This window comes from Acidithiobacillus marinus (assembly GCF_002847505.1).
In the GTDB taxonomy this organism is placed as follows: domain Bacteria; phylum Pseudomonadota; class Gammaproteobacteria; order Acidithiobacillales; family Acidithiobacillaceae; genus Acidithiobacillus; species Acidithiobacillus marinus.
Map to the genome: position 1 here is coordinate 1 of NZ_MXAV01000026.1, position 14,836 is coordinate 14,836.

The 14,836-nt window shown below is 57.3% G+C and carries 15 protein-coding genes and 1 tRNA gene; 5 read left to right on the plus strand and 11 right to left on the minus strand.

Going from position 1 to position 14,836, the window contains the following annotated elements:
• The first annotated feature begins 53 nt into the window (after positions 1 to 53).
• The 4 genes from B1757_RS06395 to B1757_RS06410 all read left to right on the plus strand — a co-directional run bounded on the left by B1757_RS06395 (position 54) and on the right by B1757_RS06410 (position 6,183).
• Entirely contained in the window at positions 54 to 1,268 is a 1,215-nt protein-coding gene (locus B1757_RS06395) for an ISL3 family transposase (protein ID WP_101536405.1), read from the plus strand.
• 98 nt (positions 1,269 to 1,366) lie between these two features.
• Positions 1,367 to 2,881, plus strand: coding sequence for a helicase-related protein (locus tag B1757_RS06400; RefSeq protein ID WP_101537530.1), 1,515 nt, complete (start codon positions 1,367 to 1,369; stop codon positions 2,879 to 2,881).
• Between the two features lie 9 nt (positions 2,882 to 2,890).
• Entirely contained in the window at positions 2,891 to 5,827 is a 2,937-nt protein-coding gene (locus B1757_RS06405) for a type I restriction endonuclease subunit R (protein WP_101537531.1), read from the plus strand.
• Complete coding sequence (locus B1757_RS06410; protein ID WP_253253749.1) at positions 5,824 to 6,183, plus strand: M48 metallopeptidase family protein; 360 nt, start codon at positions 5,824 to 5,826, stop codon at positions 6,181 to 6,183. The genes B1757_RS06405 and B1757_RS06410 overlap by 4 nt, the downstream gene beginning before the upstream one ends.
• Positions 6,184 to 6,230: 47 nt before the next feature.
• On the opposite strand, the gene B1757_RS06415 is transcribed toward B1757_RS06410, so the two are convergent.
• The 5 genes from B1757_RS06415 to B1757_RS06435 all read right to left on the minus strand — a co-directional run bounded on the left by B1757_RS06415 (position 6,231) and on the right by B1757_RS06435 (position 9,117).
• Positions 6,231 to 6,307: transfer RNA gene (locus B1757_RS06415), tRNA-Met, on the minus strand.
• A 72-nt stretch (positions 6,308 to 6,379) separates the two neighbouring features.
• On the minus strand, positions 6,380 to 7,159 hold the full coding sequence (locus B1757_RS06420) for an ABC transporter permease (protein ID WP_101537532.1): 780 nt from the start codon (positions 7,157 to 7,159) through the stop codon (positions 6,380 to 6,382).
• A complete protein-coding gene (locus B1757_RS06425; protein WP_253253750.1) occupies positions 7,156 to 8,088 on the minus strand; it encodes an ATP-binding cassette domain-containing protein in 933 nt (310 codons plus the stop codon). Before B1757_RS06425 ends, B1757_RS06420 begins: the two co-directional genes overlap by 4 nt.
• Positions 8,066 to 8,800, minus strand: a complete 735-nt coding sequence (locus tag B1757_RS06430) for an alpha/beta hydrolase (protein ID WP_101537533.1) — start codon at positions 8,798 to 8,800, stop codon at positions 8,066 to 8,068. The genes B1757_RS06425 and B1757_RS06430 overlap by 23 nt, the downstream gene beginning before the upstream one ends.
• A complete protein-coding gene (locus B1757_RS06435; RefSeq protein ID WP_101537534.1) occupies positions 8,800 to 9,117 on the minus strand; it encodes a (2Fe-2S) ferredoxin domain-containing protein in 318 nt (105 codons plus the stop codon). The genes B1757_RS06430 and B1757_RS06435 overlap by 1 nt, the downstream gene beginning before the upstream one ends.
• 72 nt (positions 9,118 to 9,189) lie before the next feature.
• Here B1757_RS06435 and coq7 point away from each other — a divergent pair, with 72 nt between their 5' ends.
• A complete protein-coding gene (coq7, locus tag B1757_RS06440; protein ID WP_101537535.1) occupies positions 9,190 to 9,816 on the plus strand; it encodes a 2-polyprenyl-3-methyl-6-methoxy-1,4-benzoquinone monooxygenase in 627 nt (208 codons plus the stop codon).
• 13 nt (positions 9,817 to 9,829) lie between these two features.
• Here coq7 and B1757_RS06445 read toward each other — a convergent pair whose 3' ends face one another.
• The 6 genes from B1757_RS06445 to trpE form a co-directional block, all read right to left on the minus strand.
• Complete coding sequence (locus B1757_RS06445; protein ID WP_101537536.1) at positions 9,830 to 10,315, minus strand: RrF2 family transcriptional regulator; 486 nt, start codon at positions 10,313 to 10,315, stop codon at positions 9,830 to 9,832.
• Between the two features lie 10 nt (positions 10,316 to 10,325).
• Complete coding sequence (locus B1757_RS06450; RefSeq protein ID WP_101537537.1) at positions 10,326 to 10,751, minus strand: OsmC family protein; 426 nt, start codon at positions 10,749 to 10,751, stop codon at positions 10,326 to 10,328.
• An 84-nt stretch (positions 10,752 to 10,835) separates the two neighbouring features.
• On the minus strand, positions 10,836 to 11,642 hold the full coding sequence (trpC, locus tag B1757_RS06455; RefSeq protein WP_101537538.1) for an indole-3-glycerol phosphate synthase TrpC: 807 nt from the start codon (positions 11,640 to 11,642) through the stop codon (positions 10,836 to 10,838).
• An 8-nt stretch (positions 11,643 to 11,650) separates the two neighbouring features.
• A complete protein-coding gene (trpD, locus tag B1757_RS06460; protein ID WP_101537539.1) occupies positions 11,651 to 12,661 on the minus strand; it encodes an anthranilate phosphoribosyltransferase in 1,011 nt (336 codons plus the stop codon).
• On the minus strand, positions 12,658 to 13,233 hold the full coding sequence (locus B1757_RS06465) for an anthranilate synthase component II (protein ID WP_101537540.1): 576 nt from the start codon (positions 13,231 to 13,233) through the stop codon (positions 12,658 to 12,660). Before B1757_RS06465 ends, trpD begins: the two co-directional genes overlap by 4 nt.
• On the minus strand, positions 13,217 to 14,737 hold the full coding sequence (gene trpE / locus B1757_RS06470; RefSeq protein WP_101537541.1) for an anthranilate synthase component I: 1,521 nt from the start codon (positions 14,735 to 14,737) through the stop codon (positions 13,217 to 13,219). The genes B1757_RS06465 and trpE overlap by 17 nt, the downstream gene beginning before the upstream one ends.
• Between the last annotated feature and the right edge of the window lie 99 nt (positions 14,738 to 14,836).

Consider the following 14,836-nt stretch of genomic DNA (forward strand, 5'->3'; position numbering starts at 1 on the left):
GGGTAGGGGGTAGAATGCTGTGGAGCGGTCGTGCCCTGAATTGGAGTTAGCTGATGGTCCCTGAAGAGCTGTTTTCTCTCGCGTTAGGATTGGTTCCGCCGTGGTTGGTGGATCATGTGACTTTCACGGTGGAGGAGAAACGCCTGGATCTGCACATCAACTTTCCCAAGGGTAGTCGCTTTGCTTGCTCCGTCTGTGGTGAGGAGTGTCCGGTACATGATACCCGTGACCATACTTGGCGGCACATGGATTTCTTCCAGCATGAAGCCTATCTCCATGCCCGCGTACCTCGTGTGAAGTGCCAGGAGCATGGAGTGCATCAGATATCTGTTCCCTGGGCACGGGAAGGCTCGCATTTCACCCTGCTCTTCGAAGCGCTGATCATGACCCTGGTGCGGGAGATGCCGGTATTGACCGTAGCCCGCCTAGTCGGCGAGACCGACACGCTCCTGTGGCGGGTGATTGACCACTATGTGCCAGAAGCCCGTACCAGAGTGGATATGGCCCATGTCCATGCCGTCGGCGTCGATGAAACCAGCAGTCGGCGCGGCCACGACTACATCACGCTCTTCGTGGATCTGGATGCCCGGCGACTCTTGTTCGCTACTCCCGGCAAGGATGCCAAGACCTTTGAGAGATTCTCCGCAGATCTACAGGCCCATGGTGGTAGCGCGGAAGCGATCACCGATGTGAGCATGGACCTCTCGCCGGCCTTCCAGAAAGGGGCTGCCGAGCACCTGCCCAATGCGGAGATCACTTTCGATCGTTTTCACCTCATGAAGCTCGTCAACGAGGCCGTGGACGACGTGCGCAAGGGGGAAGTCCTCACTCAGCCAAATCTCAAAAAGACCCGCTGGCTCTGGCTCAAGAACGATTGCAACCTCAAGGTGAAGCAGAAAGAAAAGCTGCAGGCATTACTCAAAGACCAGAACCTCAAGACGGCGCAGGCCTACCAGTTCCGCCTGACCTTTCAGGACATCTTCACGATCAAGAATCGCCATCAGGGGGCTACCCTCTTGAAAGCCTGGTTGGAAAACGCCAGAACCAGCGATCTGCCGCCTATCGTCAAGGTCGCCTACACCATCATGAATCACTGGGATGGCGTGCTCCGATGGTTCGAGAGCCAGATCACCAATGGAATTCTGGAAGGTTTCAACAGCCTCATTCAATCCGCCAAGGCCAAGGCTCGGGGTTACCGCACGCACAAGAACTTTATCAACATGGCCTACCTGATCCTGGGCAAGCTGGATCTCAGGCTACCCACTTGAAATGACGAGGAACCAAAATCATCACCCATCCTTCACAGCACACGGAAGAGAAAAATATCTACGTTTTGACACAAGAGCGGTTCGTTGAATTCCAGGAGATGCCGCCCCCTGAATTCTTTGTTCTTGATGAATTCTACAAGCTGAGCCCAAATCGTGGTGACGATCGGACTTTTGTTCTCAATGAGGCTTTTTACAAGCTATTCAAGTCCGGTGCGCAGTTCTTTCTCATTGGCCCCAATGTTCAAGATATTACTATCGACGAAGATGCCTTGAAGTTTCGTTTTTTTAGAACAGATTTTGCAACAGTAGCGACGGAGGTTCGGCTAATAACGCAAGGTGACGAAACAGAGAATGCAATCAACATTTGCAAAGCAGTTGACGAACCCACTCTAATATATTGCAAGTCACCAAAGAGCGCATATGCGCTTGCTCAAGCCTTGTTCAATGCAGGGGTCGCGGCACCTTCGGAATCTGCTTCAGAGTTTGCCGATTGGCTCCGAAGCAACTACCACCCAGAGTGGGTTCTTGCAGACCTTTTGAACGCAGGTATTGCTGTACATCACGGGGCATTACCCCGTTCAGTCGCATATCACTTACTTCGCAAATTCAATGATAAAGAAGTTAAATTCCTCATTTGCACATCGACGATCATTGAAGGAGTAAATACCTCGGCGAAGAACGTAATAATTTTCGACAAACGGATTGGGAATCAGAAGCCATTTGATTTATTTACATTTAACAATATAAAAGGGCGTGCCGGACGCATGCGTAAGCACTACGTTGGTCACGTCTTCGTTCTAAATCCAGAACCACAACCCGAGCTTCCGCTTGTCGATTTCCCTGCATTCACACAACCTAACGATGCACCAGAATCCCTATTGATACAGCTAGAGAAACACGACCTTTCTGGGCATTCACTTGAAAAGCTGAAATATCTCTATAACCAAGATATTCTTCCTATGGAGGTTATGCGCTCCAATTCTGGAATGGAACCCGGACATCAGTTAAGTCTGGCCACTGCGTTAGCTTCCAATATTGACAAGTATCACTACGATCTATGCTGGTCCGGATTTCCGAGCATGACGCAGTTGCACACTATCTGCTCTTTGATATTTGTTCATTTGATGGGTGGAAAAGGGCGAGATGGAATCGGCAACGAAAACCATCTCTACATGAAAATCAAGACATTGGTTCAGAATAAGACGCTGTCAGCATTGGTAGAAGCGGAACTCGACTACCAGAAGGATATTTCACCAACAGAAGCACTGGAAACCGTACTCAAATTTGTTCGGCAGTGGGGAGAGTTTCATTTCCCGAGATATTTGGCGGCTCTCGACAACATTCAAAGAAGCGTCTTCGAGAAGGCCGGAAGAAAACCAGGTGACTACTCGGTTTTCGGTGCATCGGTGAAGCGCCTTTTTATGCCACTAGCCGCCACTGTCTTGGAGGAATATGGCCTTCCATTTCAGGTCACTCTACGAATCGAAAAAGCGAGCCCACTTGGCGATGAAGTTGACGAAATTTTGGCCAACCTACGGAAAGCTGATGTCTCAAGCATTGGGTTGGACCCCATTGAAGTTGAGATGGCCAACGACACGATTTCGAATCTATAAGGCTCTGTTATGCCCACCCCCTCCGAACACAAAACCGTCCAGTCCCGCATCCTCGGCTACGCAGAGGCCATCGGCTGGATCTTTGTGTCCCGCGAGGAAGCCGAGCAGCGGCGTGGCTTTGATCCGGACGTGCCGCCCGCTGAGCGCGCCAAGAACCGTTCACTGTTCTTCGACGACCTGCTCGACGCCAAGCTGCGGGAATTCAACCCGCGCTATGCCGAGGCCGAGGGCGCCTTACTCGGGAAATTTCGGCATCTGCACGCCGACATCTACGGCAACCGGGAATTCGTCGAGCATCTGCGCAACCGGGGCAAATTCTTCGACCACGAGGAGAAGCGCGAGCGCGACCTGATGCTGGTCGATTACGACGATCCGGCGCGCAATGTGTATGAAGTCACCGAGGAATGGGCCTTTCACAACGGCCACTACGGCACGCGGGAGGATGTGGTCTTTCTCATCAACGGCATCCCGGTGCTGGTGATCGAGTGCAAGAACGCCAACAAAGACGAGGCGATTGCCCTGGGGGTGGACCAGATTCGCCGTTATCACCGCGAGACGCCCGAGCTATTCGTATCGCAGCAGCTTTTTACCGCCACCGACGCCATCGGCTTTTCCTACGGGGTGAGCTGGAACACGGTGCGGCGGAACATCTTCAACTGGAAGGACGCGGAGGTCGGCAAGCTGGAGGCCAAGGTGAAAAGCTTCTGCGCCATCCCGCAGGTGCTCGCCTTCCTCAAGGACTACATCGTCTTTGCCGAAAAAGACGAGGAACTCAACAAATACATCCTGCGCCAGCACCAGACCGGCGCGGTGGAGGCGGCCGTCGGCCGTGCCCTCGACCCCCGGCGCACGCGCGGCCTGGTCTGGCACACCCAGGGCAGCGGTAAGACCTTCACCATGATCAAGGCGGCGGAGCGGCTGTTCCGCGCGCCAGGGGCGGACAAGCCGACCGTGCTGCTGATGATCGACCGCAACGAGCTGGAAGATCAGATGCTCAAGAACCTCGCCGCGCTGGGCCTGGGCAACCTGGAGCACGCCAGCAGCATCGTCCGGCTCAACCAACTGCTGCGCGACGACTACCGGGGCATCATCGTGACGATGATCCACAAGTTCCGCGACATGCCGGCGAACCTGAACACGCGCGCGAACATCTTTGTGCTGATCGACGAAGCCCATCGCACCACCGGCGGCGATTTGGGCAACTTCCTCATGGCTGGCCTGCCGAATGCGAGCTTTATCGGCTTTACCGGCACGCCGGTGGATAAGACGGTGTATGGCAAGGGCACCTTCAAGACCTTCGGCTGCGAGGACGATCAGGGCTACCTGCACAAGTATTCCATTGCCGACAGCATCGGGGACGGCACCACGCTGCCGCTCTACTACCAGCTCGCCCCCAACGAAATGCTGGTGCCCCACGAGACGCTGGACAAGGAGTTCCTGTCGCTGGCCGAAGCCGAAGGCGTGGCCGACATCGAGGAGCTGAACAAGATTCTCGAACGGGCGGTGAACCTGAAGAACTTCCTCAAGGGCAAGGAGCGCATTCAGCAGGTGGCGCAGTTTGTCGCCAAGCATTACCGCCAGAATGTCGAGCCGCTGGGCTATAAGGCGTTCCTCGTCGGCGTCGACCGCGAGGCCTGCGCCCATTACAAGCACGCGCTCGACGCGGCGTTCAAGGAAATGGGCGTGCCGCCGGAATATTCCGAGGTCGTCTACACCGGCAGCAACAGCGATTCCAAGCTGCTGAAGGAATTCCACCTCGACCCGAAGCGGGAGCGGCAGATTCGCAAGAGTTTCGGCAAGCTCGACCAGATGCCGAAGATCCTCATCGTCACCGAGAAGCTGCTCACCGGCTTCGACGCGCCGGTGCTCTACGCGATGTATCTCGACAAGCCGATGCGCGACCACACGCTGCTGCAGGCCATCGCCCGGGTGAATCGCCCCTACGAGAACGAGGCCCAAGAAATGGTGAAGCCCCACGGCTTCGTACTGGATTTTGTCGGGATCTTCGACAAGCTGGAAAAGGCGCTGGCCTTCGACAGCGACGAGATCAACGCCGTCGTCAAAGACCTAAAGCTCTTGAAGGTGCTGTTCAAGAACAAGATGGAGGCCGAGGCATCGAAGTATCTCGGCCTGATCGAGCGCAACTTCAACGACAAGGATGTGGACACGCTCATCGAGCATTTCCGCGATCCCGAGCGGCGCAAGGCGTTCTTCAAGGAATACAAAGAAATCGAGATGCTCTACGAGATCATCTCGCCCGATGCCTTCCTACGCCCGTTCATTGCCGACTATGGCACCTTATCGGCCATCTATCAGATCGTCCGCAAGGCCTACACCCGAACCGTGATGGTCGACCGTGAGTTTCAAGCCAAGACTAACCATCTGGTGCAGGATCAGGTCGGCAGTTATGGTGTGGGTGGTTTGGGCGAGACGGTCGCGATCAATGGCAACACCATCGAGCTGATCAAGAACAAAAGCGGCGGGGATGGCACCAAGGTCATCAACCTGATCAAGAGCATTGAAAAACTGGCCGAAGAAAGCAGTGATGACCCTTACCTCATCGCCATGGCGGAACGTGCGCGGGCGGTGCAGGAGAGTTTCGAACAGCGCCAAACCAGCACTGCCGAGGCCCTGGCCGAATTGCTGCGGGAAGTGGAAGGTAATGAAACGCGGAAGAAAGAACAGGCCGAAAAGTCTTTCGATGGCCTGACCTATTTTGTCTACCGCAGCCTGCTGGACGCGAAGATTGAGAACGCCGAGGCGGTCAGCCGCACGATTCGCCTCGCTTTCACCGAATTTCCGAACTGGAAACGCAGCGAAAACGCCCTGCGCGAACTCCGCAAGAAAGTGACCTTCGCCCTCTTTGCGGAAACGGACGATCTGGACCGGGTGACGGCGCTGGTGGATGAGCTGTTTACGCTACTGGAAAAGGCGGAGCGGATTTGAAACCGCAGATGACGCCGATGGACGCTGATTCAAAGAAGACGGAATTCAAGCAGCGAGTCCGCCACTGGGCTGACAAGCTGGATGTCAGGATCGTCTGGCTGGGGGTGCGGCCGATGCGCAACAAATGGGCCTCGTGTTCCATCGCCGGCCATCTGAATTTCAGCGACGAACTGCCTGCACTGAAACCAGAATTGTGGGACTACGTGATCGTCCACGAGCTGCTCCACTTCTCGGTACCCAACCACGGCAAACTTTGGAAAAGCCTGATGCGTGCGCATCTGGGCGAATATGAGGTGCACGAGGGAGAGTTAATGCGGATCACAGGTGATCAAGCGCCGCAGCATGCGCGCCGCTAAGCAATCTCAACTGAAATCAATATGAAATTTTAACTGCCAGATTTTTATGGTGGCGCTTCAGGGATTCGAACCCCGGACACGCGGATTATGATTCCGCTGCTCTAACCGACTGAGCTAAAGCGCCGTGAGGCGCAGATTAAACCGTTTATGGCTCCTGCTGTCAAGAAAAAGCAGGGAAATATGGCCGGGACCACTCTCAGCGTAACAGTCGCCTTACCAGCAGGTACCAGGCGACTGCATAGGCGAGGAGGGTATAGAGTAGCAACACTGCAAGATGATAGCCGATCTGCTGGGGCAGATGTCCGGTGAGCAAAGGGCGGAGCAGGGCCACGGCATGGGTGAGGGGTAATACCTGGGCGATGTCCTGGGCAAAGACCGGGAGCGAGTGCAGGGGATAAAATACCCCGCAGAATAAAAACATGGGAGTCACCGCCAGGGTGAAGTAATACATGAAAAAGTCATAACTGCGGGCCATGGCGGTCATGACCAGGGCCAGACTGCCAAAGCTCAGTCCGGCCAGCAGGATGACGGGAATGCTCAGCCAGACCCAGGGGCCTTGAATGGCGCCAAAAAACCAGGCGACGATGACGATCGCCAGCGCGCTGATCAAACCCTTGACGGCCGTCCAGAGGACCTCTCCAGCGAGAATGTCACTGACCCGCAAGGGCGTGGCCAGCATGGCCGCATAGGTGTGCTGGGCATTCATGCGGGTAAATGCGGAATACAAGCCTTCGAAGCTCGCCGTATTCATCACGCTGCTGGCGACAATGCCGGAGGCGATGAAGGTGATGTAAGGCATCCCGTCCATGGGTCCGACAAAATGCCCCAGCCCGTAACCCAGGGCCAGCAAATACAGGAGGGGATCACCGAAATTGCCGAGCATGCTGGGGATGAGCAACTTGCGCCAGACGGCAAAATTGCGTTGCAGCACTGCGAAAGCACCGGGACCCGGAACCGCTTCCCGCCAGCCCCTCATTGTTCATCCTCGCGAAGATGGCGACCAGTGAGGCGCAGGAACACATCTTCCAGGCTGGCGGGTCGTTGCAGCCAGCGATAGGCCGGGTCATGGGCAAAATGTGCCATGACGGGCTGCAGCTCCTGCCCGTAGCAGATCAGAGTGTCCCCGACCCTCTCACTGACGGCAACATGTGGTTGATGCCAGTTTTCCGGGTCCGGGGTGTTGCCATCGAGGCGCCGCAATTCCAGCACTTCTCCCGGAATGTGGGTGCTGATCAGGCCTTGGGGGCTGTCCTGCTCAAGGATATGTCCCTGGTCAATAATGCCGACCTGATCGGCAAGCCGCTCCGCTTCGTCCATGTAATGGGTAGTGAGCAGCAAGGTGGTTCCCTGCCGGCGCAATTCCCGCAGGCGTTGCCAGATCAGATGCCGTGCCTGGGGATCCAGCCCTGTGGTGGGCTCATCCAGCAAGAGCAGTTGCGGTGCGTTGATCAGCGCCCGGGCAATGGTCAGGCGGCGTTGCATGCCACCGGAAAGCGCCGTAATGGGTTGTCGGGCATAGCTGCTCAGCGCCATGAAATCCAGAAGCTCTGCACTCCGCTGGCGGATTTTGGCTTTGGGAAGACGAAAATAGCGGCCATAGGTCCACAGGTTTTCTTCCACCGTAAAATCCGGGTCGAGATTGTCCATTTGCGGGACGACCCCGATTTTGGCCCGCCCGGCCGTGCCCAGCGCTGAAAGTGTCTGTCCCGCGATGCAGATTTCCCCGCCGTCCACCGGCGTCAGGCCCTGGATGGCGCGAACCGTGGTGCTTTTGCCGGCGCCGTTGGGGCCTACCAGGGCAAAACAGCTTCCCTCTGCCACGGAAAACGTCACACCCCGCAAAACCGGGTGGCCACCATACTGTTTTTGCAGCTGCTGCAGGTCAAGAAATGCGGGATTCAGCACAAGGGTTTGTTCCCGTGTAGTGCATCTGCGCGACTTCGTCCTGGAGAGATTGCAGAAGCGCCGTCTGCAGGGTATTGAGTTGACCATGAAAAAAATGGTCTGCAGGCAGCAGCAGCGTCACCGGATTGACGGGCAAACTCGCGACCCAGTGCTGGACGCTGGCGGCTGGAACCAGCTCGTCCTGTTCCCCCTGGATGAGGGTCCAGGGACATTCGGGCGGAGGCAGCTGCTGAAAATCAAAGAGATTGACCGGCGGGGCCACCGTCAGAAGACGGGTGATTCGGGGATGGCGCTGGACTGCCCGGTAAGCGACATAAGCCCCGAAGGAAAAGCCCGTCAGCCAGATGTCAAAGCCCGGGCGGCGTTGCTGTACCCAATCCAGCACCGCCAGACAGTCATCCGTTTCTCCGCGACCATCATCGTAGCTACCGGCGCTTTCGCCCACGCCGCGAAAATTGAAGCGCAGAGAGGGGATGCCCAGCAGATTGCAGGTTCTACTGAGATAATGCACCACCTTGTTATGCAGGGTGCCCCCATACAACGGATGCGGGTGGAGGATGACCGCCACCGCCCCCCGGGTTTCCTTGTCCGGACAGGCGGTCAGCCCTTCCAGATCACCGGCGGGGCCGGGGATGACAACTTTCTCGCCGACGCACTCCAGGCCGGCAAGTTCACCCCCGTCATACAGATGACTGCGGTCGATGGGCAGCATCAGATCTGCAACCTTTTAACGGGAACGCCATCGCGCAGATGGGATTCGACAATTTCCCGCACGTCGTCGCCATCCACAAAGGTGTACCAGACCGCTTCGGGATACACCACCGCTACTGGCCCTTCCTGACAGCGTCCCAGGCAACCGCAGCGATTGACGCGCACCTGATGATCGCCATGAATGCCCAAAGCTTTGGCGTGCTTTTTGGCCAGATGAAACATCTCGTCGGCCAGCCCGCTGTTATTGCAGGCCTGCTCGCCATTGTCGCGGTGATTCAGGCAGATAAACAAATGTCTTTGATAGAAACCATCATCCATAAGCGTTGACCCTTTCTCTGCTGAGGACCATCATACCTGAATCAGCATTTACAAACAGCGTAGGGAGAAGTCATGCTCAGTGATCTGCTTATTGCCAATCTGGATAATGCCTTGCGGACCCTGACCGGACTGCAGGCCGGCAGTGATCGGCCGTATCCGGGTGAAGAAGTGCCTGACACGCTGCTGCGTCCCTGGGAGCGTCAGCAGGCGGGAAGAATGATGCGGGTGAATCACGCCGGTGAGGTGATGGCTCAGGCGCTCTATACCGGACAGGCGGCGGGCACTGCTGATCCGGAACTCAAGACCCAGCTGGAACATGCCCGTACTGAAGAAGAAGATCACCTGCGCTGGTGCCAGACCCGCCTGCGTGAACTCAACAGCCGCCCCAGCCTGCTGGCCCCCCTGTGGTATGGGGCCGGCTGGGGTATGGGTTTTCTGGCTGCCCGGCAGGGTCGCGGAACCAATCTCGGCCTGGTGGTAGCCGTGGAAAATCAGGTGGAAGAACACCTGAACAGTCATCTGGAGAGCTTGCCGATGGATGATGAGCGCAGCCGGGCGGTGGTTGCGCAGATGCGCGATGATGAGGTCGGCCACGCCGCCACTGCGGAGTCCCTGGGTGCCGAGAAGCTGCCCATGCCGGTGCGGATGGCGATGGGCGTGTTCTCGAAGGTGCTGACGCGCGGAGCGCTGTGGATTTAGTGGGAGAACTTGCTTACGACACCGGGTGTCTGCTGACGACGGGGCGGACCGATAACTCGCCGCCACCCGGCAGATGGATGCGATAACGACCGGCACGTACAGCTTCCGCCATGCTGCCGATGGTTTGCTGGGCCAACAGGCCCATCACATCTTTCTTCAAGGGCTTCCACTGATAATGCATGGGGCAGGCGGTTTCGTCAGCGCAGGCTTTCAGGCCCAGTACACAGCCCTGACCAAAGGGCTGCCCTTCCACCACTTCCACAATATCGAGAATATTCATCTGTTCGGCACCGGGGCGCAGGACAAAACCACCCCCCCGACCCTTGAAGGAGTCCAGGACGCCGCGCTTGGCCAGATCCTGGAGGATTTTTGCCAGATATTGGGCCGGAACCCGTAGATAATCGGAAATATCCCGGCTCAACACCGGTTCGCCCGCCGGCTGGGCGGCAAGGTAGATCAATGCCTGTAAGGCATATTCGCTGGTTTTACTCAGTAGCATGAAAACTTCCTCAGGATTCGTCGACGACCGTAAAGTCGTGGGTGATTTCTGCTGTTTTCCCCAGCATCACGCTGGCTGAACAGTATTTTTCCGCCGAAAGACTGATGGCGTGCGCTACTCGCTTGGGATCCAGTGCTTTGCCGGATACCCTGAAATGCAGATGTATTTTGGTGAAAACCTTGGGGTCGGCATCCGCTCTTTCGGCGTGAATGTCGACGATACAACGGGCAATATCCTGGCGGGATTTCTGCAGAATCATCACCACATCGATGCTCGCGCAGCCGCCCAGCCCCATGAGCAGCATTTCCATGGGCCGCGCACCGAGATTATGTCCACCGATGTCGGGCGATCCATCCATGACCACTGCATGACCGCTATCGGCGCTGGCCACAAAGCTCATCTGACCAGGACCCATCCATTGCACCTGTGCCTGCATGTCTCGCTCCCTTATAAACAATAACGTACCATTAGATGACAATATAGGCGCTATGTAAACTGCAAGACATTTGCGGATGGTTTTTCAGGGCTTAGAAACGGGTTCTGGAAACAGTCGGGACAGGGCGGCACCCGGCTCTGCCTCACGCATGAAGGCCTCCCCTACCAGAAAAGTGCCGACGCCAGCATTCCGTAACCGCGCCACTTCTTCACCACTGCGAATGCCGCTTTCGGTGACGACAATGCGCTCGGCGGAAACTTCTGGAAGTAATTCCAGGGTGGTTTCAATGTCAGTAACAAAACGATGCAAATCGCGGTTGTTGATACCAATCAGCGGCGTGCGCAGCTTGAGGGCGCGCTGGAGTTCTGCCTTGTTGTGCACCTCCACCAGTACCGCCATACCCAGATAATGGGCTGATTCTTCCAGCGTCTGGAGTTGCTGGTCAGACAAGGCCGCCACAATCAGAAGGATGGCATCTGCCCCGATAGCTCGCGCCTCCCAGACCTGATAGGGGTCAATGCAGAAATCCTTGCGCAGGACGGGAAGCGCGCAGGCTTCCCGGGCCGCCGTCAGATAAATATCCGCACCTTGAAAATAATGCTCATCGGTCAATATGGAAAGGCAGGCTGCACCATGGGCAGCGTAGTCCTGAGCAATGCTTACGGGGTTGAAATCTTCCCGGATGATGCCTGCTGAAGGCGAAGCCTTTTTGATTTCGGCGATGACCGCTGCCTGCCCGGCAGCCAGCTTGCTACGGATGGCTCCAATGAAATCCCGGGGCTTGGCGCTCAGGGCGACGGAGGCCTGTAACTCGGCAAGACCCAGACGGGCCTTGCGTTCGACGATTTCTGTCTGTTTTCGGGTGATGATGTCCTGGAGAATGTCCGCCATACAAATCCTTAAGGGTTTTTGCCCAGTAATTCCTGCCATTTTTGCCAGGCAGCGCCTGATTTGAGTATTTCTCGTGCCCGTATTACGCCCATGGTGATATCGGGCACTACGTCCGCCGCGTAGAGGGCGGCTCCAGCGTTCAGTAACACCACATCCAGGCGGGGCCCGGGGCGATTTTGCAGGACTTCTTCGGCAGCCGCCAGGGCGCTGGCGACGCTGTCAATCTGCAGGCTGGCCAGGGGCGCACGGGTAATGCCAAAATCTTCGGGCTGAATCCGGCTGCGGGCAATAACGCCATCCTTCAGTTCGGCCACATCGGTGGGCGCGGAGAGACTGATTTCATCCAGACCATCATGCCCGTGGACCACCAGCACATGCCGAGAACCCAGTTCCCGGGCGGCTTCGGCCAGAGGCATCAGCCAGCGTTCAGCATAGACGCCGAGCACCTGATGGGGGGCACCGGCGGGATTGCTCAGGGGGCCCATCAGATTGAAGAGGGAGCGGATCGCCAGTTCCTTGCGCGGACCCACAGCATGGCGCATGGCACCGTGATGAGCCGGGGCAAAAAGGAAGCCGATACCGATACTTTCAATACTCCGGGCGACGCTGTCGGGAGTCATATCCATGGGCAGGCCGGCGGCTTCCAGGACATCGGCGCTGCCACTGCGGCTGACCATGGAACGATTGCCGTGCTTGGCCACCCGGGCGCCTCCGGCAGCCGCTACTACCGCCGCCACGGTGGAAATGTTGAAGGTACTGAGGGCATCTCCGCCAGTACCGCAGGTATCCAGCAAATGGTCGGTCGCAACGGAGACCTTGGTCATGCAGGCGCGCAAGGCCAGGGTGGCACCCACCAGTTCTTCGACTCTCTGCCCTTTCATGCGCAGGCCCATGAGGAGGGCGCCAATTTGTGCGGGCGTCCATTCTCCGGCCATGATGGCGGCAAACACATCCTGGGCTTGCTCGCGGGACAAATCCTGCTGGGCAGCAATTTGTTCAAGAATATCGCGGACGTTCATTGGGCTGCTGTTCCCTGCAGAAAGTGCTGGAGGAGGGTTTTGCCGCATTCGCTGAGAATGGATTCCGGATGAAACTGCACGCCCTCCACCGCCAGGGTGCGATGACGCAACCCCATGATTTCTCCCGCTTCTGTCCAGGCGGTGATTTCCAGGGTTTCGGGCAGGGTTTCCCGCTCGACAATCAGGGAGTGATAGCGGGTGGCAGGAAAGGGGACGGGCAGATCGTGGAAAACGCCCTGTCCGTTGTGATATATGGGTGAAGTCTTGCCGTGCATGACCTGCTCGGCGCGAATCACCCGGCCACCAAAAGCCTGACCGATGGCCTGATGTCCGAGGCAAACCCCGAGCAGCGGGATTTTGCCGGCAAAGTGCTGAATGACGGCCACGGAAATACCGGCTTCATTGGGCGTGCAGGGGCCAGGAGAGATGCAGATATGGCTGGGAGCCAGTTTTTCGATGGCTGCCAGGTCGATGGCATCATTGCGCTCGACCCGCACCTCAGCCCCCAGTTCACCGAAATATTGCACCAGGTTGTAGGTAAAACTGTCATAATTATCAATCATGAGAAGCATGATCTACCCTCCCTTCGGGATCCAGGCCATTTTCGGCCAGGGCGACGGCCCGAAACATGGCGCGGCGTTTGTTCATGGTTTCTTCCCACTCTGCAGCGGGTTCGGAGTCGGCGACAATGCCGCCCCCGGCCTGAATGTGCAGGGTGCCGTTTTTGATGACGGCAGTACGGATGGCAATGCAGGTATCCATGTTGCCATTCCAGCCCCAGTAGCCGACGGCGCCGGCATACACTCCCCGGGAAACCGGTTCCATTTCACGGATGATTTCCATGGCGCGAATTTTCGGGGCTCCCGACACCGTCCCGGCCGGGAAAGTGGCACGCAGGGCATCCATGGCGTCCAGTTCCGGGCGGAGTTGACCGGTGACCTGGGAAACAATGTGCATGACATGGGAGTAGCGTTCGATGTCAAAAGCATCGGTGAGGGTCACCGTGCCGACTTCGGCAATGCGTCCCACATCATTGCGCGCCAGATCAATCAGCATGAGATGTTCAGCGCGTTCTTTGGGGTCGGCCAGCAGTTCTTTTTCCAGGGCCTCGTCTTCTGCCCGGGTTTTTCCGCGCGGGCGGGTTCCGGCGATGGGACGCACCGTTATTTGCCGGTCCTCGACCCGTACCAGGATTTCCGGTGAGGAACCCACCAGAAATGTGTCATCCAGGTCCACATAAAACATGTAGGGGGAAGGATTGACACTACGCAGGGCACGATAAATGTCCAGGGGATGGGCGGTCAGTTCGGTGGACAGACGTTGCGAAGGCACAACCTGCATGACGTCACCCGCCGCAATATAGGCCTTGATGCGCTCCACGACAGCCATGTATCCCGCGCGGCTGAAGCTGGCGCTGAAGTCTTCCTCGCGCACCCGGCGGGTTTGTACGGGGGGCGGCGGAGGCAGGGCTGTTTGCCGGAGTTTTTTCTGGAGCTGCTGGAGTCTGGCGACCCCTTGCGCGTAGGCGTTGCGTTGCGCGGGGTCCACATGGACCACCAGGCGGATGGTGCCACGCAAATTATCGAAAATCAGTAGTTCATCCGCTACCAGCAGCTGGATTTCCGGCAGGTCCAGCGGGTCGGCGAGGGCTTCGCTGCGCGCCAGGCGTGGCTCGATAGTCCGGACAATATCGTAGCCAAAATAGCCGACCAGCCCGCCACTGAAGCGGTCATCCCTGACTTCTTCCAGTGGCGCGACCCGGAAACGGGCGCGGAAGGCGCTGATCCAGGTGAGGGGATCCTGGGGCTTTGCCCGCTCGATTTCTTCGCCATCCACCTGCACGGTGACCAGTCCATGATGCACCCGGATGACTTGCCGGGCGGGGAGGCCAATGATGGAATAGCGCCCCCATTTTTCGCCGCCCTGAACGGATTCGAGCAGATAGGCGTAGGGGCCATCGACCAGCTTCAGGTAAGCGGAGAGGGGGGTATCGAGGTCGGCGAGAACCTCGCGGGTCAGGGGGATACGGTTATAGCCTTGGGCAGCCAAGGCCGCAAAACTGGCTTCAGAAATCATGGATCACCTCGTAGGAACGATACAAAGGAAGACACTGCTTTTCAGCAGCGACGCCATCGTTTTCCCGCAGGTTCCAATTTCAGCATGATTTCCGTAACT